Genomic DNA, 17,333 nt, shown 5'->3' with positions numbered 1-17,333 from the left:
AGCCGTTCCTGCCGCCGCCGATTTCCTCATTCGTGGCTGGCAGGTGAAACGTACTCGAAACATACAAATCAAATACTGTGACTGTGACTTAAGAGTTACTTACGGTTACTGATGTTCAGCTATCGACGGTGTAAATAGTACGACTCAGGTAGTTCGAAGGGAGAAAGTTACCACTGATAAGCAACTTGCAGGGATATTATGACGCTTCCCGCTGTCGTCTCGACTATGTCGGAGAAGATCACCCATCGCGCCGCGGTGCTCGGTGTGGGGAACGTGGGACAATGGAGTACGGGAGCCGCCGCGACGAAGGAAACGATAGCGGCCGCTGAGGACCGAAAGCCGGCGTTCGAGGGGCGCTGAGATGGCCGACGACCGTCCCACAGGCGGCGAACGAACCGGCCAGACTGTGTCGTTCGACGATCTCGAAATCGGCCACGAGATCGTTACCCACTCCCGGACGATTACGGACGCCGACGTGCGCAACTACGCGGGCGTCAGCGGCGACTTCAACCCGCTTCATCTGAGCGATCGCTTCGCCGCCGAGGAGACCCCCTTCGGTGAGCCGATCGCCCACGGAGCCTTGCTGTTCGGCATTACGAGCGGCCTGCTGTGGCAACACCGACACGAACGTCCGGAGACGATCGCGTTCTACGGGGTCGACAGCCTGCGATTCACGACGCCCGTCACGATGGGGACGACGGTCCACGTGGAGTCGGAACTGATCGAAAAGGAGCCACGGGATCACCCGATCGCAAACGGCGTCGCCCGGCACGAAACGCGACTCGTGACCGACGACGGCGAGGTTGCACTCTCCTGTGAGATGCTGACGCTGGTTCGGTGATCCGGAGGGAAAGCCTGCCGTCGAAACAGTTGGCCGACGTCGGCTCGGGGCCCGTTAGCCCTCGAACTCGTCTTCTCCCAGGTCCTCGAATATCTGGGGATCGGTGCGGAACTTGAGCACGTTGTGGACCGCCGAGTTCCGAATGTTCGCGATCACGTCGCCGTACTCCTTGTAGCAGCTGTGGACCCACTTCGAGACCTGCTCGCGATCGCGGAACATCATCACCGTCTTCCACTGGTACTCGCCGTCCGAGAGGAAGAAAAAGAGGGTGTGTTTGTCCCGGCGGATGTGCTCCATCGCGTCGTACCAGCTTTCCGCGAAGTTCGCGGTGTTGAACTTGAACTCGAAGAGGGCGAAGATGTAGTACTCCTCGTTGGGGATAATCGCCTCGCGGAAGACTCCCTCGTCGCGCATTCGGCGGATCGATTCGCTGATGGTGACGTGGGATACGTCGATGTCGTACTCGCTTTTCAACACGTTCGTCAGCTCCCGCGAGGAAAGCTGTGGGTCCTCTGCGAGTTCACAGAGGATCGCAATATCGCGATCTTTGAACTCCCAGTTCGGGGCATCGTCGGTCATCCTTCCGTAACTATGGTCGGTTCCCTGATTTACGTGTTCGGTTCAGAACAGAAGGACAGAGCGATCGACCGCCAGTACGGATTCGGCCGGGAACACACTGGTGTACTGGCCAGCGATCAGTCGTCTTCGCCCGCTGACAGTCCCGCAAGCGACTCCTCGCCGATCTCCTCGAGGACGTGTTCGTGAAACGCCTGCAGTGCTGCACTCTCGTCTTCCGCGAGAACGACGTCACTCGCAGAGAGTGTCGCCAGCCCGAACGCCCGCGGCGTCGGCGAGTCGGCAAGCTGTCGTTCGATCGAAATCTCGCCCGAGTCGATCGCCGCGACGATCGACTCGATCTCCGCGACGTTGAGCTTGTCCGAGAGGATCTCGCGGTAGGTCTCCTCGATGACCGCGAACTCCTCTAACTCCTCCGCGAAGCCGAGCAGCATCTCGCTCGACACCTGCTGTTCGCTGGCGGACTTCTCGTAGCCTTTGTACCGTTTTAAGATCATCAGCGATCGCGTCGCGTTGATCCGGAAGTATCGCTGGAGCAGGTCAGTGTCCGAAAGGGCCGCCCGGAGATCCTCGCGAACCCGGTCGGGATCGAGATCCGCGAGGATTCCGTCGAGGTCGACCTTCCGGTTGAGTGGCATCGAGAGCACGAACCCGTTGTCCGCGACGGCCACCCGCACGTTCGCCGTCGCCTCCTGTGCACAGCGATAGGCGAGCAGGCGGGCGAAACCGTCGTTGAACTTTCGGCCGTACGCCGAGTGGACGTAGTAGTGGCGCTCGTACTCTTCGCGATCGCGGACGACTTCGACCGCGAGTCGATCGGGCGTGCTCACGCTCTCAGGGCCCGCATAGCGAATCTGGTGTTCGAACAGGCGGGCGATCGCGCGCACGCTGTCGTCGTCGAGCGGGAACTCCCGCAGCCACGCCCGAACGCGCGGCGGACCGCCTGCCGCGTAGCGATCGAGCAGTTCGGCCTGGAAGTCGAGGATCTCACAGCCGAGGTCGTACGAGAGGGGCAGTCGTTCGGAGTACCACGAGGGAACGGTGGGCCGGGCGCTGGTTCGATCGACGTACACCTTCGAGCCGCGCCGGTAGCGGTACTCGAAGTGGTTGCCGCCGAGGACGAAGACGTCGCCCTTCTCGAGAGTGTCGAGGTAGTTCTCGTCCAACTGGCCGACCCACTCGTCGCTCGCGCGGGTGTGAACGTCGCAAGTAAAGGAATCCGGAATCGTCCCGATGTTGGTCATGTAGATGACCCGCGCGAGTCGGCCCCGTTTGCCGATCAGTGTCTCGCCGACGGGGAACTCGTCGTGGTGGTGTTGGCCCTCTGGCGGGTCGTTCGCGTCGCGCCAGACCTTCGCGTAGACGTTGCGGTCTTCGAGGCCGGCGTACTCGGCGGTCAGGTAGCGCATCAGCTGTTCGTACTCCCGTTCCGAGAAGTTCCGGTACGGATACGCGCGGCGAAGAATCGCTTGCACCGCCGACTCGGGCCGAATTTCCGCGATCGCCATCCCGTAGACGTGCTGGGCGGCCACGTCCTGAGCGTTCTCGGGAATCGAGACGGAGTCGACAAAGCCCTCCTCGGCCTTCTTCAGCATGACCGCACACTCGAGCAGTTCGTCCCGATCGAGCGCGATCACCCGGCCGGTGACGGTCTGGCCGACGCGGTGGCCCGCCCGTCCGATCCGCTGGAGCAAGGCGGCGACGGATTTGGGCGACCCGACCTGCACGACGAGGTCCACGTGGGGCATGTCGATCCCCAGTTCCAGCGATGTCGAGGTGGTGACTACGTCGAGATCGCCCGTCTTTAGTCGCCCCTCGATATTCTGGCGAACCTCTTTCGAGAGGCTACCATGGTGACAGCCGGAGTTGTCCTCGTCGTAAGCGTCGAATCGCTCCCGGAGGTTGTGCAGGACTCGTTCCGCACCCGATCGCGTGTTGGTGAAGACGATCGTGTTCGTGTGGTCCCGAATGTGATCGTGAAGCATCCGGTAAAACCGGTCCTGGACGACCTCGCGGGGCGTGTTTATCAGGTCGTCGGTCGGACACTCGAGTCGCATATCGAACTCGCGGGCGAAGCGAGCGTCGACGATCTCGTACGGTCGCGGTTCGCCGCCGGACTCCTCGCCCTCTTGCGAGTCGCCTCGCTCCTCGCTCATACCATCCGAGACGCGTGGTGTCTCGCAGCCAACGAGGAACTCCGCAACCTGGGACAGCGGCTCGATCGTCGCTGAGCAGCCGATCCGAGTGATCTCGCCGTGGGCCATCGCTTCGAGTCGTTCGAGGCTTACCGAGAGGTGGGTGCCGCGTTTCCCATCTGCCAGCGAGTGAATTTCGTCGACGATGACGTACTCGACGCTGCGAAGCTTCTCGCGGAACTTCGGTGAGTCGAGCAAGATGGCGAGCGTCTCGGGCGTCGTATTGAGAATGTGGGGCGTCTCCTCGAGCATCTTCTGGCGATCGGCCGAGGAGGTATCGCCGTGACGAATCGCGTGGCGAATCTCGCCCATCTCCGCGTCGGCACGATCGGAGACGATCGATTCGATGCCCTCCAGCGGCACCTCGAGATTACGGTGGATGTCGTTTGCGAGCGATTTCAGCGGCGAGACGTAGAGACAGTAGACCGAGTTCTCGAGACCATCGTCGGATTCGCGATCGCGCCGGTAGAGTTCGTTGACGATCGCACAAAAGGCGGACATCGTCTTTCCGGACCCGGTTGGGGCACAGACCAGCGTATTCGTCCTCCGGTGAATCTTCGGAATCGCTCCCTCCTGTGGCGGCGTAAAAAAGCCCTCGTTCTCGGGGACGAACTCGCCGAATTCTTCGAGCCACCACTGCTGAACGGCAGGTTCGAGCAGGGAGAAGACGTCACCGTCCTCGATCGTCACCCCCTCGGGATCGAAGGGAAGGTCCTCGTCGGCGACAGGTAATTCGAGTCGATCGTCCCCGTCCATTACCGTCGTCTGCGGGTTGGGTATGTAAGAGGGTTTGCCCACCGGAGCGAAAGTGAACGCGTCGATTGAGGGAGTGGGCCGGCCCGTACCCTACTCGCTCGCGCCGCCGAGAGCCGAACGCCCGATCGCGAACAGCCGATAGACGAAGTAGGTTACCGAGACGACGACGAGTGCGGCGGCCAGTCCCGCTGCGACGATCGTACCGGTGCTCGCGGGCGATACCTCGCTCCGACAGCCGCCACAGCCGCCGGTTCCACACGAGTCACACGACGAGGCGGTCTCGTCTGGGTTTGCAAGGGTCCGAGACCCCGGCGTCCCGGACTCGTGCGGACCGGGATGGCCGGCGCCTCGGTCGGGATGGTCGGCGTCTCGATCCGGCTCTGTCGATCGCTCGCCGTGTGGTTCGTCGATCGCCTGGCCCGGTTCGTCCATCGCCGCTACGTTGGCATCGGCGTGATGCCCACACTGACCATCCTCTTCAGACTCGTTCTCGCAGTCAGCCACCGCGCCATCCCCGAACAGGCCCGGAGCCTGCTCGCGAAGGGCGTCCAGTCCCGCCTCGATCTCCGCCTGATCCTCGTGCCCGACCGCGTACGATTCCAGTTGGTCGGCCGTCGATCGAGCGCGCTCGTACTGGCCCACTTCGGCGTACGCTCTGGCAGCGTCGAACATGCTACGGGCGAGCCAGTGTTCGAAGACCGGGTTCTCGAACGTCGACTCGAGGTTCCTGAGCCGATCGAGTTTTCGATCAGCCGTTTCGATCTCGTGTTCGAAAAACGAGCCTCGCGCGGAGTAGAACGTCGCTGCCGCCGCCCACGTCGCGCGATCGACCGTTTCGCGTTCGTCGTACAGGTCGTTCGTCCGTCGTCCCCACTTCTGGAGTCGGTCGTACTCCGCCGCCTCGAAACTCGCACGGGTCGCGTTCGCAAAGGCGATCGGTAGCCAGCGCTCGAGGTCGCTTTCGGGATACTCCGCGGCCAGCCCCTCGATGCGCTCGATCCGTCGTTCGATCGTGTCGACGTCCGCACCGCGGGCGTCGGCGTTCGTTCGGGCGGCGATGACCCCCGCCAGTCCCGCCGCGACCGGTCCCTCGGGGTGGGCTTCGTACAGCTCTTCGGCGCGTTCGAGGCGGCTCTTGCCCGCCTGCTCGTCGAGGTAGCGCTCGCCGTAGGCGTAGCCGATCGCCAGCTGAGCCGCAACCGCCGTCGTCGGGTGGGTCCCGTACAGCGCCTCGAGTCGATCGACCAGCGCTTCGATTCGGGCGGGAGCTTCTGCCTTGCCGTAGGCGTGAGCCGTCTGGGCGGTCGCGCGGGCCAGTTGCGCGGCGACGGCCGCCTCGGGGTGGTCCTCGTAGCGCGTCTCCAGTCGCTCGCGGAACGCCTCGATTCGTTCGGGATCGATCCCGGTTTCGTACGCTCTGGCGCGATCGGAGACTGCGGTCGCGTTTGCCAGCGCTCGTTCGGTGTAGCCCGTCAGGTCCGCCTCGTCCGCACAGAGGGTGGCCAGTCGATCGATCGTCGACCGCTCGGCGTCGAACGCGCCTCGATCGCCGTAGGCGGCTGCGAGTTCGACCAGCGTGTCGGCCAGCTCGGTTCGATCGTCGCCATCGGTGTCCTCCGCCACGGGTTCGAGGGCGTCGACGCGCTCCTCGAGTTCCTCGACGGAGTGGTCCTGGCTGTCGAGCATAGGTTACGCGGCACTTTCGAGAGGAGGCAAGTAAGCCCTCCCCTCTCGGCAGGCCCGACCCGTTCGGTGCCAGCGATCGATTCGAGGGGTGGATCCGGTCGGTCGAACGACGGCTACGGCTGGCTTCGGGTTGCGGGGACGCAATTTCGCCCGTCTTCGACGTGAGGAGCCATGCTTATCCGGCAGGCCGACCCACGGCACCGTATGCGCGTTACCTTTCTCGGAACTGGCAGCGCGATGCCGACCGGCGAGCGGTTTCAGACCGGTGTTCTGATCCAGGACGAGGGCCGAACCCTGCTGATCGACTGTGGCTCGGGCGTCCTCCACCGCCTTCAGCAGTCCGGCGTCGGCTACGAGGCCGTCTCGACGGTGTTGCTCACCCACCACCACCTCGACCACGTCGCGGATCTGCTGCCGCTGATCAAAGCCCGCTGGCTGGCCGGCGAGGAACACCTCGAAATCGTCGGCCCGCAGGGAACCAAGGCCCTGCTCGACGACCTCCTCTCGGTCCACGAGTACATGCAAGACAAGATCGATCTACAGGTCCGGGAGGTCGTCGCCGGCGAGTTCACCGCCGCCGGCTTCGACGTCTCGGCCTACGAGACACGCCACTCGTTGCCCTGTCTCGCCTACCGCTTCGGGGACCTGTTCACGTTCAGCGGGGACAGCGAAGCGTTCGCGGGACTGGCCAACTTTGCCGAAGGCTCCGCAATAGTCGCCCACGACTGTTCGTTCCCCGACGACGTCGACGTCTCGAACCACCCGACGCCGTCGGCGCTCGGCCGCGAACTCGCCGGCCGGGAGATCGGCCGGGTCTACCTCACGCACCTCTATCCCCACACCGACGGTCGACACCAGGAGATGCTCGACTCGATCGGTGCCCACTACGACGGCGACGTGCGATTCGCGGAGGATCTCCAGACGGTCTCGATCGAGTGACTGATCTCACTCGATCGTCGGTTCACTGGTTTTCACCTGGGGCGGAGCGTACGGCTCGCGGTTTCACCAGAATCACCCCATCCGAACACGTTTATAGATCGCGTTAGTAGGATCGTAACAACAGAATGCTCTCCATCGAATGTTCGAAGCCGTACCGGGAGGTCAACGCATGAGTGCGCCCGATCGGATCGCGGAATTCGTCACTGACCACACCAGAGCAATCCTGGTCGTCTTGTTGCTGGCGACGGTCCTCGTCGGCGCGGGGGCGTCGATGGTCGACGACGACTCCTCGCTCGATCAGTTCGAGGGCGATTCGCCCGAGGCGAAGGCGCTCGAACGTATCGACGGCAATTTCTCGACCGGCGGAGAGGAGAACACGACCGTCGTACAGGTGATCGCACGCGGCGATAACGTCCTGACAAAAGAGTCGCTGATCAACTCACTCGAGTTCCAACAGGAGATTAGAGACACGGAGTCGATCAACGAAACACTGGTTGAAGACGATGCCATCACCGGCGTCGAAAACGTCGTCGCGATCAGGGCGGTCAACGAGCAACGAAGCGCCGACCTCGAGGCCGGCATCGACGAAACGATCGCCCTCCAGCGCGAGTACGAAGCGCTAAACCAGACGGCAAACGAGAGCGACCCCGAGTACCAGGCTCGGGCCGACGAGCTCGAGGCCCAGTTCGACGAGGTCGTCGAGAACGCCACTGACGGGCTCACCCAGGAACAGACCGAGCAGTACGCGGATACCGTCGCACAGGTCCGGGAGATCGAATCCCAGCGATACGCGATCGAAGCCCAGTCCGACGACCCGGAGACCGACCCCGAGTACCAGCAACTCTCTGCAGAACTCGAGGATGCGTATCTCGCTGGGACGGCTGGCGTCCTCCAAAACGGCGGTTCAGGCCCGACGGTCGATGAGCAAATCGACGCCCTCGAGGCCCTCGACGACGACGCGTACGAGGACACCCTCGAACGGACGCTCTCCGCGGACGATTCCAACGACAACGCCGCGCTGGCGCTGATGCCGACCTCGTACGTCCCCGGTAGCACGCAGGCCGACGCGCGGTTGACCTCAGTGGTCCAGTCGACCGGAGACAGCGGTGTCGACGAAATCGAAGGCACGGACGAACGAATCACCCAGAGCCAGCTCGACCTTCGACAGCTGGCCAACGACAACGAGCAGGACTACCTCGTCTTCGGTGCCGGAATCATCACCGACGAGATCGATCGATCGATGATCGACAGTCTGACGATCGTCGGCCCGCTCGCGATGTTGTTCGTGGTCGGCGCGTTACTCGTCGCCTACCGCGATCCGCTCGATATCGTCCTCGGCGTCGTCGGAATCGTCGCCGTCCTGATCTGGACGTTCGGCTTCATGGGCTGGGCAGATATCGCGTTCAACCAGATGTTCGTCGCCGTTCCCGTCCTCCTGATCGGGCTCTCGATCGATTACGCGATCCACGTCTTCATGCGGCATCGAGAGCAACGCGGGGCGAGCGACGCTGGCGAGACGGGACGTGAACCGACCGGCGAGAGCGCCGATGACGACAGCGTCAGCTCGGTTCGGGGATCGATGTCGATCGCGCTTGCAGGCGTCGGCGTCGCGCTCATCTGGGTAACGGCTACGACGGTCATCGGCTTCCTCTCGAACCTCGTCAGCCCTATCGCCCCGATTCGCGAGTTCGGAATCGTTAGCGCCGTCGGCATCCTCGCTACGCTCGTCGTCTTCGGGGCGATGATTCCCGCCGCCAAGATCGAGATCGACGAGTTCCTCGAATCCCGCGGCGTCGATCGCCGGAAGCGCGCGTTCGGAACCGGCGGCGGACGGTTCAGCGACGCGCTGACGGTCGGCTCGATCGCCGCTAGACGGATTCCGCTGGCCGTCCTCGTCGGCGTCCTGTTGCTCACCGCGGGCGGCGTCTACGGCGCGACGCAGGTGGATACGAGTTTCGAGGAGGAGGATTTCCTCGCGGACGCTCCGCCCGAGTGGACTCAGACGCTTCCCGAGCCGTTCAAGCCGGGCGAGTACCAGGCCAAGGACGATCTCGCGTTCGTCAACGAACAGTTCCAGCGCGAGGGGAGTCAGGCCCAACTGCTGGCCGAGGGAGCGGTCGACGACGACGAATTCCTGGAGCGAGTCGACGACTCGCGAACCGAGGCCGGCGACAGTACCGTCGCCTTTACGCTCGCGACCGGCGAGGCGGACGTACAGGATCCACTTTCGACGATGGAGTCCGTCGCCGCGGCAAACGAATCGTTCAACGAGTCGTTCTCTGCAGCCGACACGAACGACGATGGCGTTCCCGACGAGAACGTCTCGGCGCTGTACGACGACCTGTTCGAGGCGGACGAGGAAGCCGCGAGTCAGGTCCTCAGTCGCTCCGACGACGGCGAGTACGACGCCGCCCGCATCGTCGTTGGCATTCAGGGCACTGCAAGCCCCGGCGACACGACCGAGGAGATGCGATCGATCGCGGCGACCCTCGAAGACGGCAGTGACGGCCGCTGGAGTGCGACCGCTACCGGAGACCCGATCGTGGGCTACATCGTCGAACAGGACCTGCTCGATACCGTTCTCGAGAGTCTCCTGATCACGCTCGTTGCGGTGTTCGTCTTCCTGACGATCGCCTACCGGCTGACCGGCAGCAGCGCCACCCTCGGAGTCGTGACCCTGCTCCCGGTCGCGTTCTCCGTCAGCTGGATTCTCGGGACGATGTACCTCATCGGAATGCCGTTTAACGTGCTCACGGGGATGATCACGAGCCTCACGGTCGGGCTCGGAGTCGCCTACAGCATCCACGTCAGCGCCCGCTACTCGCTCGAACTCGAGCGCCAGGGCAACGTCTGGTCGGCGCTACACACGACCGTCACCGGCACCGGCGGCGCATTGCTCGGCAGCGCGGCGACGACGATCGGCGGCTTCGGAACCCTCACGTTCGCGATATTGCCGGCGCTTCGCCAGTTCGGGATCATCACCGCCCTCACGATCGCCTACGCGTTCCTCGCGAGCGTGATCGTCCTGCCGACGCTGCTGGTGTTCTGGACGCGCTACTTTGGTCCCGACGTCTCGTTTGCCGGGACGGGAACCAGTGGTCGAACGCCAGCCGCGAGTGACGGCGGCACCGACGCCGAATCGTCGGTCGATCGGGACGAACAACCCGAATCCGAAACCGAATTCGAGTTCGACGTCGACCTCGAACCCGCCGACGGCTCGGAGGAGTCCGACCCGTGACTGTCGACGAAAGCGACGCGGTCGACGCCTTCGAACGACTCGGGCTCACCAGTTACGAGGCCAAGGTCTTCATCGCGCTTCACCGACTTGGGTCGGGAACCGCCACGGAGGTCGCTGACGTGACCGACGTACCCCGATCGCAGGTGTACAGCGTCGCGGACAGCCTCGAAGATCGCGGCCTCCTCGAAGTCCAGCAATCGAGCCCGATTCGCTACCGCCCGGTCAGCGTCGAGGAGGCTCAGACCACGCTCGAGCGACGATTCGATCGCGAGCGCGAACGCGCCTTCGAGTACGTCGACGCGGTCAAACGGGAATCCGCGACCGAGGAAGCACAAGAAGATATCTGGACCGTCCGGAGTCGCGATCGCGTCGACGGTCGCGTCGTCGATCTGCTCTCGCAGGCTTCTGAGGAGATCGTCTTCGGCACGCGATTGCCGGAACTACTGACGGACTCGATCGAGCGCACGCTCGCGGAGCGAGCCGAAGCCGGCGTTCGGGTACTCGTCATCAGCCGCAGCGACGAGGTTCGCAGCCGACTCGGTTCGATAGACGGCGTCCGAGTGGTGATGCCGCCGGACTACCGCGAGAGCGACCAGCGGTCGGGCCGGATCGTACTCGTCGACGACGACAGCCTCCTGTTGAGCGTGATCGACGACGACGGCAGCGAAACGGCGATCTGGAGTTCCGGCTCGCTGTTCGCGTCCGTCCTGATCCAGTTGATCGAAGCGAGCGACGAACTGCGACCGAGTAACGAGTGACGAGTCGAGAATGGGGTCGACCAACGAGCGACGGCGGAGAGTGGGGGCAAGTAACGAGCGACGACACAGAGTGCGAACGATCGCCGCTCTCACTCGAGTCGGTAGCGCAACAGCGCCGCGATGCCGCCGAGGTTCGAAAGCTGCTCTCCCGGCGGGAACTCGCTCGAGAAGACCGTCACGTCGCCGCCTTTCTGTTCGGTCGTGCGAACAATCTCGTCGATATCGATCGCCCACTCGCCGTCAGGACCGCGCTCTTTCCGGAGTCGATCGTCGAGGACGAGCAGGCGTTCGATCGCGCCGAACTCGGCGGCCTGTTTGACTTCTTCGGGACCGTAGGCGGCTTTCGCGCCCTCGGCAATCCGTCGGGTGAGTTCGTCGATGTACTCGGCCTCGCTCTCGATGCGGGTCTCCTCCTGGACGTCCGCGACGGCACCGCGTTTGAGGACCTCGTGGACGCCGCGATCGCCGACGCTGGCCGTATCGACCATCGTGATCTTCTCTGCGACCTCGGGTTCGTTCTGCTCGATGTACTTCCGTGCGTCCTGTTTCGTAAAGCCGGGACCGGCGAGAATGATCGCGTCGGCGTCCTGGCGTTTGAGGACCGTCCCGAGTTCGGCAAACAGCTCCGATCGCCCGCGGGCGTACTCGCCCTTGCCGGTCGTGCCGGTGATGGTCGCTCGCTCCTCGGTGCCGTACTGGGCGACTGTGTGGACGTGGGCTTGCCCTTCCTCGACGGTGGCGATCGCGACGTCCGGGTTCTCCGTGGCCTCCTCGGCCTCTTCGAGGCGAGCCTCCTGGTCCGGTTTGAACCACTTCTCGATCGATAACTCGTCTCGCTCCTCGACGTTCAGCGTGTGGTGGAACCCGAGCTGGTCCTCGCGCGAGCAGGCGACGATCTCGCCGCCGACGCGCAGCCGATTGGCGAACTTGTGGAACTCGATATCCTCGACCGCAATCGCGACCCACATATGTTCGCGTTCGCCGCCGGTGTCGCGCATCTGGTCGTCGTTGCGCTGGATCCGCCGGGTGGTGTCGCCCGCGACGCGATCGCCGGGTTCGAGGACGTACTGGAGGTGCCAGAGGTCGTCGACGCTCTCGGGGACGACCGTGAGCCGTTCACGGCCGCCGTCGAGTCGTTCCCGGTCTTTGATCTGCATGGGAGGTGGTTCTCGGGGTGTCGGTAAGTGGGCTGCGATCCCTAGCGGCTATTGACAGGGCTCGGACGAGTTATCGGTTATCGGATCCGTTTTGCCCGTGTCGGATCCAGTAAACTACTGCTCCACCCGGTCCGAACGAACCAAAGAGGACCGCCTGCAGAAACGGCCGTGTGGTTCCACGACGGCGCGCGTGGACGTAAATACCGAAAATAAATGGGCCCCAAAACAGGGCCAAATACAAAGCATTGACTCCGGCATTTGTTGTGTCCATCTATATCTATGAATGAAAGAGGATGGTAAATGAATATTCCGACATATTTTGGGATTTTCCAAATGATTATTACTCATTTAGCTATAAATTTACTTTAGTATATCTAAATAATATTTATAAATATGACACTCAGATACGATATACTGTCTAACAAAACAGACAGCGAGATTGATCGACGGACAGTACTGAAAGCGGCGAGTGCGGGCGTCACAGCGGCTTCAGTCGGTGGATTTGCTAGTGGTATGGGTGCAGCAACGGAGGAACCCATCCAGATTCATACGAACGACGCTTCCGGTCGTGTTATTGGCCGAGCGTTGCGTTCAGAACCGGTCAAGGCGATCAAACGCGAACTGAAGCAGCCACAACTTGGAGACGATGCCGGCGGTGAAGCAGGAGTGAAATTCAACCCAAATCCCCGAGACGCGACGCATACGACCGTGCGGAATGCGAGCGGCGAACCGCTCATAGAGTACGTTAGTCTATCGACATCGGAAGGGACAATTCACTACGAATTGGAACACAATGAGGCGTACCTCCTCTTCGACGACGAATCCGCATATCCGGAACCGGTCCACGACATTCTCTCCGGCGCTCGATCCAGTGCTGATCGCGGCTGATGGGGAGATGGTGTTCTCCCACAGTGTCACCACCGACGAGCGGAGAGAAATTGCGGCCGTTATCGATGCACGTCCGGATGCTGTTATCGCGACATCCGATACTCGTACAGACGGCTACAGGGTGGTACACGAAGATGACGACGAAGCCGATGTTCGAAGTCGCACCCACGCCGAAGCGCAAGGTGATACAAATCCGATCACTCGTTATCAGGTGGACTCCGACATCACCGAGGCGAGAGAGCTCGTCGAAACGCAAATCGCTGGACCCTGTCCAACACTCTGTTTGAACTGTGTGTCGACAGCGACGATCTGTGGGGCCTGTGCCGGGATGTGCGCTGGCGTCGTTTGGACAGGCGTCGGAGTAACAGGCTGTGTACTTTGTCTGGTTCACACCTGCGGGACGCCGGCCGTGATCTGTGGCACGTGCGTTAGCGAGTGTGCCTGAGTCAGGGCGTTCCGCAATTGGTGGACAAGAACCGTTGTGAGCTTACCGCCATCACCGCCTGCTAACGGAATGGGAACCACAGCGGTCGGAATCTGGGGGACGCCGATCCGTAACGGGTAGTCGCTCCACGTTACTGGCAAGCTTCGCGGGTGCATTGTCCCGTCATCCGATCACCGGACTCGAGGGTGTGCCGTCACTATAGGATCGTCAACGCTCTCGGGGACGACGGTCACCCGTTCACGCTCGCCGTCGAGTGGCTCCCGGTCTTTGATCTGCATGCGCATGGGTTCTCGAGGTACGGGTAAGTGGACTGCGATCCCCCGTCGAGGGCTCGATTCGCACTCGCCGTTCGCCATTCTCCGTCCAAGAACCGATCGCGTTCACCGGATCGATCCCTCCCGATCGGGTCCGGATTACCGGCCTCTGCCAGCGTATCAGCGTCTCCTCGATCGGGCGATCCGTCGGGGATCGCCGCCGCGTTGTATCAAAAAATAACTTACAGTTCGACTGCGCCGATCCAGCGTTCGGCACCGTGGACCGGACAGAACGACTGGTGGTTCCGGTTGCAGTTCGGATCCATACACCACCCGCACTCACACCATCGCTGGAGCGATCGTCCTGGAATCGTTCGTCTGCAGAGCGTACACCTGACTTCCATGTGTTATGGTACAGTGTGGCACACGATAGTTGTATGCGTTGCCGAAACTCTGGTGATAGTACCGGCTGGAGTACGTGTTTCGCGGTCGTCGACGAGTCGACATCTCGCTCATGCCAGAAAATGTCGCCGGTATCTCGGTTCCGCTCGACCGCCGGAATCCCGACTTCGTCCTGCGATCGACGCCCGATTCGCCGTCCTCGAATCGGTAAGCATTGCACGGGGCGATGAAGAAAGACTCACTGAGGCCGTATCGATCGTATGACCATCGCACTGCGAACGCTCGACGACGGGGCCTGGATCAGCGTCAACGACTCGCGGCAGGTGAGCGTGAGCGACGTCTGGACCCTCTCTCGAGGCGCGTTCTGTGACTGCGAACCAGCCTACGTGCTGCTCGAGGGGTTCCTCGACGTCCGCGTCGACGGCTCGATCGTCGCCGTCGACACCGTCGGCCAGTGTCTCGAGTGCGGGACGAGAGATTCGATCGATCGGCTGCCGGTCGGGCAAATGGTCGACGAGGAGTTCATGCCCTTCACGCCGGACGCGGTTCAATCGACCGTCGAACCGGCTCCTGACGGCGAGTAAGCGATCGGGAGACTCGGTTCGGAGGTGATCGAGCAGGTTCGGGCAACAACCGCCGGAACTCGTGAGAGGCGGGGAGAACTGACGACAGAAGGAGAGGCTTATAGCCCCCCTTCATAGAGGAGGATAGCAAATGCCCAGCGACGTCGAGCAGTGGAAAGACGAACTTTACGGAACCGATATTCGCGCAGAAATCGAGCGCTTTGCCGAGGAGGGATGGGAATCGATTCCGGACGACGAACAGGACGCGTGGTTCGAGCGGTTCAAGTGGTACGGCCTGTACCACCAGCGAGCCGGTCAGGAATCGTACTTCATGATGCGGATCGGGCCGCCGGGTGGCGTTCTCGAACCGGGACAGTTCCGCCGCATCGTCGAGATCGCAGACGAGTTCTCCCGCGGTCCCGTCGCGAACCCCGAGTTCGGCAACGGCTGGCTCGACGTGACGACCCGACAGGCGATCCAGCTCCACTGGATCCGACTCGAGGACGTTCCCGAAATCTTCGAACAGCTAGAGGAGGTCGGTCTCTCGACGGTCCAGGCCTGCGGTGACTCCTGGCGGAATATCGTCGGCTGCCCGGTCGCCGGCAAGGACAAACACGAGCACGTCGACGCGGACGCGCTCTCGACCGACCTCCACGACACGTTCAAGCGCAACGAAGCGCACTCGAACCTCCCGCGAAAGTGGAAGGTCTCGGTCACCGGCTGTGACGAAGGCTGTGGACAGGGCGACATCAACGACTTGGCCTTCGAACCCGCCGAGAAGGAGATCGAGGGAGAGACCGTCACGGGTTACAACATTCGCGTCGGCGGCGGCCTCTCGCGCAACGAGCCCCGCCTCGCCCGCGACATCGACGTCTTCACCACGCCCGAACAGGCGGTCGAGGTCGCCGGCGGCATCTCGGCGCTGTTCCGCGACCACGGCGATCGAGAGAACCGGTACAACGCCCGAATCAAGTTCCTCATGGACGAGTGGGGGGCTGAGAAATTCCGCGAGACCCTTCAGGAGGAGTATATCGACTTCGAACTCGAGACCGCGGGCGAGGACCTGCGAGACTCGTACTCCTACAACGCGGGCGAGGCCGACGGCAAACACGACCACGTCGGCGTCCACGAACAGGACGACGGCAACTACTACGTCGGGCTGAACGTTCTCGTCGGCCGAATCGGCGTCAACGACGGCTACGCGCTCGCGGACGTAGCGGAGGAACACGGCTCCGGTGAGGTGCGACTCACCCAGCGTCAGAACATTATCCTCACCGACGTCGCCGAGGAGAACCTCGACGACCTGCAGGCGGAGTCGGTCATCGACCACTACAGCCCCAACCCGCACCCCTTCCAGCGCGGCTCGATCGCCTGTACGGGCACCGAATTCTGCTCGCTCTCGATCGTCGAAACCAAGAACCGACAGGTCCGCTTCGGGCGCTGGCTCACCGAGAACGTCGAGCTTCCCGAGGGCGTCGAGAACTTCCACATTCACCTCTCGGGTTGTACGGCTTCCTGCGCCCAGCCACAGATCGCCGACGTCTCCCTCCGCGGGATGAAGACGCGCAAGAACGGCGAACCCGTCGAGGCGCTCGACATCGGTCTCGGCGGCGGTCTCGGCGAGAACCCGCAGTTCGCCTCCTGGGTCGCAGAACGCGTCCCCGCCGACGAGGTACCCGGCGCGATCGCGAACCTGCTCGAGAACTTCGCCGAGGCCCGAACCGGTGAGGAGAGCTTCCGCGAGTTCGTCCTCGCGCGCGACGACGAGGAACTCGCTGCCCTGATCGAACCCGAGGAGACGGACTACGAGGACCCGTTCATGCACAACACGAAACGGACCTGGTACCCCTACGCCGAGGACGACGACCTCGACGCCAGCCCCGCCCCGGCGCGGGCCGACGGCACGCCGATCGCGTCGGACGACTAAAGTCGGTCCTCGCGCGACCCTTTCGAATCGAGGGCCACACCAGAGCGCTTCTTGTGGTGTCGTTCTAAAAACCGAGTACGATGACTCCAATCGATCCCACCCCGATCGATCGCCGGCGACTGCTCCGGACAGCGGGAGCGGGGGCGCTGGTCGCGATCACGGGCTGTCTGGGCGACGATGGTGGTGACGCAGACGAGTCTACAAACGAATCGGACGACGGGTCAGCCGCGGACCTCGAACCGGTCGACGTCGCGGCCGACGCCGCCTGGCGAACTGCCTCGATACGGGACGCGACGACCGACGAGTCGTTCCAAATTGCCGACTTCGATCGGCCGACGATCGTCCACACGTTCGCACGGGGATGTGCGGTTTGTCACGCCCAGCAGGATGCGTTCGACGAGTTCTACGCGACCGCGGGCGAGGACATCGAAATCGTCGATCTGACGACCGATCCGAACGACGATCCGGACCTGGTTCGGGAGTACGCGGCCGAAGACGGCTTCGACTGGCGGTTCGGAAGCTCGACCCAGGAGGTGACCGCGAGTCTCGTCGAGACCTTCGGCCAGGACGTGACCGTCAGTGCGGCGTCGCCGGTCGTCCTCGTCTGCCCGGCCGGCGAGGTGTACCGCATGGGCAAGGTCGTCGACGCCGACACCCTCGCGTCAGCGGTCGAAGAGGGCTGTTGAACCGCGATGTGCGAAACCGATT

The 17,333-nt window shown here is 62.9% G+C and carries 13 protein-coding genes and 1 pseudogene; 9 read left to right on the top strand and 5 right to left on the bottom strand.

The genetic code is table 11. The features are described 5' to 3' along the window. The first annotated feature begins 198 nt into the window (after positions 1-198). Positions 199-360: a hypothetical protein gene (locus tag AC6I6L_RS16195; RefSeq protein ID WP_497918798.1), complete on the top strand. Its 162-nt coding sequence runs from the start codon at positions 199-201 to the stop codon at positions 358-360. A gap of 1 nt (position 361) precedes the next feature. Then, on the top strand, positions 362-841 hold the full coding sequence (locus tag AC6I6L_RS16190; protein WP_497918797.1) for a MaoC/PaaZ C-terminal domain-containing protein: 480 nt from the start codon (positions 362-364) through the stop codon (positions 839-841). A 54-nt stretch (positions 842-895) separates the two neighbouring features. Here AC6I6L_RS16190 and AC6I6L_RS16185 read toward each other — a convergent pair whose 3' ends face one another. From AC6I6L_RS16185 to AC6I6L_RS16175, 3 genes are all read right to left on the bottom strand, one after another. Further along, a complete protein-coding gene (locus AC6I6L_RS16185; RefSeq protein ID WP_497918796.1) occupies positions 896-1,420 on the bottom strand; it encodes a winged helix-turn-helix domain-containing protein in 525 nt (174 codons plus the stop codon). 116 nt (positions 1,421-1,536) lie between these two features. After that, entirely contained in the window at positions 1,537-4,368 is a 2,832-nt protein-coding gene (locus AC6I6L_RS16180; RefSeq protein WP_497918795.1) for an ATP-dependent helicase, read from the bottom strand. A gap of 90 nt (positions 4,369-4,458) precedes the next feature. Beyond that, positions 4,459-6,054 (bottom strand): hypothetical protein, encoded by a 1,596-nt coding sequence (locus tag AC6I6L_RS16175; protein ID WP_497918794.1) that lies wholly within the window; start codon positions 6,052-6,054, stop codon positions 4,459-4,461. A gap of 204 nt (positions 6,055-6,258) precedes the next feature. On the opposite strand from AC6I6L_RS16175, the gene AC6I6L_RS16170 reads away from it, so the two are divergent. The 3 genes from AC6I6L_RS16170 (at position 6,259) to AC6I6L_RS16160 (ending at position 10,989) form a co-directional block, all read left to right on the top strand. Further along, positions 6,259-6,993 (top strand): MBL fold metallo-hydrolase, encoded by a 735-nt coding sequence (locus tag AC6I6L_RS16170; RefSeq protein WP_497918793.1) that lies wholly within the window; start codon positions 6,259-6,261, stop codon positions 6,991-6,993. Positions 6,994-7,162: 169 nt separating this feature from the next. Beyond that, the gene (locus AC6I6L_RS16165) at positions 7,163-10,231 is read left to right on the top strand and encodes an efflux RND transporter permease subunit (protein WP_497918792.1); all 3,069 of its coding nucleotides are present in this window, start codon (positions 7,163-7,165) and stop codon (positions 10,229-10,231) included. Further along, positions 10,228-10,989 (top strand): TrmB family transcriptional regulator, encoded by a 762-nt coding sequence (locus tag AC6I6L_RS16160; protein ID WP_497918791.1) that lies wholly within the window; start codon positions 10,228-10,230, stop codon positions 10,987-10,989. The genes AC6I6L_RS16165 and AC6I6L_RS16160 overlap by 4 nt, the downstream gene beginning before the upstream one ends. Positions 10,990-11,078: 89 nt before the next feature. Here the strand turns inward: AC6I6L_RS16160 and AC6I6L_RS16155 are convergent, their stop codons facing one another. Then, a complete protein-coding gene (locus tag AC6I6L_RS16155) occupies positions 11,079-12,146 on the bottom strand; it encodes an mRNA surveillance protein pelota (RefSeq protein WP_497918790.1) in 1,068 nt (355 codons plus the stop codon). A gap of 393 nt (positions 12,147-12,539) precedes the next feature. Between AC6I6L_RS16155 and AC6I6L_RS16150 the strand changes: the two genes are divergently transcribed. Beyond that, positions 12,540-13,034, top strand: coding sequence for a hypothetical protein (locus tag AC6I6L_RS16150; RefSeq protein WP_497918789.1), 495 nt, complete (start codon positions 12,540-12,542; stop codon positions 13,032-13,034). Positions 13,035-13,624: 590 nt separating this feature from the next. Here AC6I6L_RS16150 and AC6I6L_RS16145 read toward each other — a convergent pair. Then, a pseudogene (locus AC6I6L_RS16145) lies at positions 13,625-13,757 on the bottom strand (mRNA surveillance protein pelota); the annotation flags it as partial. 638 nt (positions 13,758-14,395) lie between these two features. Between AC6I6L_RS16145 and AC6I6L_RS16140 the strand changes: the two are divergent. The 3 genes from AC6I6L_RS16140 (at position 14,396) to AC6I6L_RS16130 (ending at position 17,311) form a co-directional block, all read left to right on the top strand. Next, positions 14,396-14,719 carry a DUF8134 family protein gene (locus AC6I6L_RS16140; RefSeq protein ID WP_497918788.1) on the top strand — a complete coding sequence of 108 codons (324 nt, stop codon included), beginning with the start codon at positions 14,396-14,398 and terminating at the stop codon, positions 14,717-14,719. 130 nt (positions 14,720-14,849) lie between these two features. Next, complete coding sequence (locus tag AC6I6L_RS16135) at positions 14,850-16,625, top strand: nitrite/sulfite reductase (RefSeq protein ID WP_497918786.1); 1,776 nt, start codon at positions 14,850-14,852, stop codon at positions 16,623-16,625. Between the two features lie 80 nt (positions 16,626-16,705). Next, the gene (locus tag AC6I6L_RS16130) at positions 16,706-17,311 is read left to right on the top strand and encodes a TlpA family protein disulfide reductase (protein ID WP_497918785.1); all 606 of its coding nucleotides are present in this window, start codon (positions 16,706-16,708) and stop codon (positions 17,309-17,311) included. The last annotated feature ends 22 nt before the right edge of the window (positions 17,312-17,333 follow it).

The organism is Halosolutus sp. DAT137, from assembly GCF_059736405.1.
This window is presented reverse-complemented; position numbering and strand designations above follow the sequence as displayed.

Bases quoted from the DNA above. Each gene is read 5' to 3' on its own strand.
- AC6I6L_RS16190 (WP_497918797.1), top strand. From the start codon at position 362: ATGGCCGACGACCGTCCCACAGGCGGCGAACGAACCGGCCAGACTGTG.
- AC6I6L_RS16155 (WP_497918790.1), bottom strand. From the start codon at position 12,146: ATGCAGATCAAAGACCGGGAACGACTCGACGGCGGCCGTGAACGGCTC.
- AC6I6L_RS16185 (WP_497918796.1), bottom strand. From the start codon at position 1,420: ATGACCGACGATGCCCCGAACTGGGAGTTCAAAGATCGCGATATTGCG.
- AC6I6L_RS16170 (WP_497918793.1), top strand. From the start codon at position 6,259: ATGCGCGTTACCTTTCTCGGAACTGGCAGCGCGATGCCGACCGGCGAG.
- AC6I6L_RS16175 (WP_497918794.1), bottom strand. From the start codon at position 6,054: ATGCTCGACAGCCAGGACCACTCCGTCGAGGAACTCGAGGAGCGCGTC.
- AC6I6L_RS16195 (WP_497918798.1), top strand. From the start codon at position 199: ATGACGCTTCCCGCTGTCGTCTCGACTATGTCGGAGAAGATCACCCAT.
- AC6I6L_RS16140 (WP_497918788.1), top strand. From the start codon at position 14,396: ATGACCATCGCACTGCGAACGCTCGACGACGGGGCCTGGATCAGCGTC.
- AC6I6L_RS16135 (WP_497918786.1), top strand. From the start codon at position 14,850: ATGCCCAGCGACGTCGAGCAGTGGAAAGACGAACTTTACGGAACCGAT.
- AC6I6L_RS16130 (WP_497918785.1), top strand. From the start codon at position 16,706: ATGACTCCAATCGATCCCACCCCGATCGATCGCCGGCGACTGCTCCGG.
- AC6I6L_RS16165 (WP_497918792.1), top strand. From the start codon at position 7,163: ATGAGTGCGCCCGATCGGATCGCGGAATTCGTCACTGACCACACCAGA.
- AC6I6L_RS16180 (WP_497918795.1), bottom strand. From the start codon at position 4,368: ATGGACGGGGACGATCGACTCGAATTACCTGTCGCCGACGAGGACCTT.
- AC6I6L_RS16150 (WP_497918789.1), top strand. From the start codon at position 12,540: ATGACACTCAGATACGATATACTGTCTAACAAAACAGACAGCGAGATT.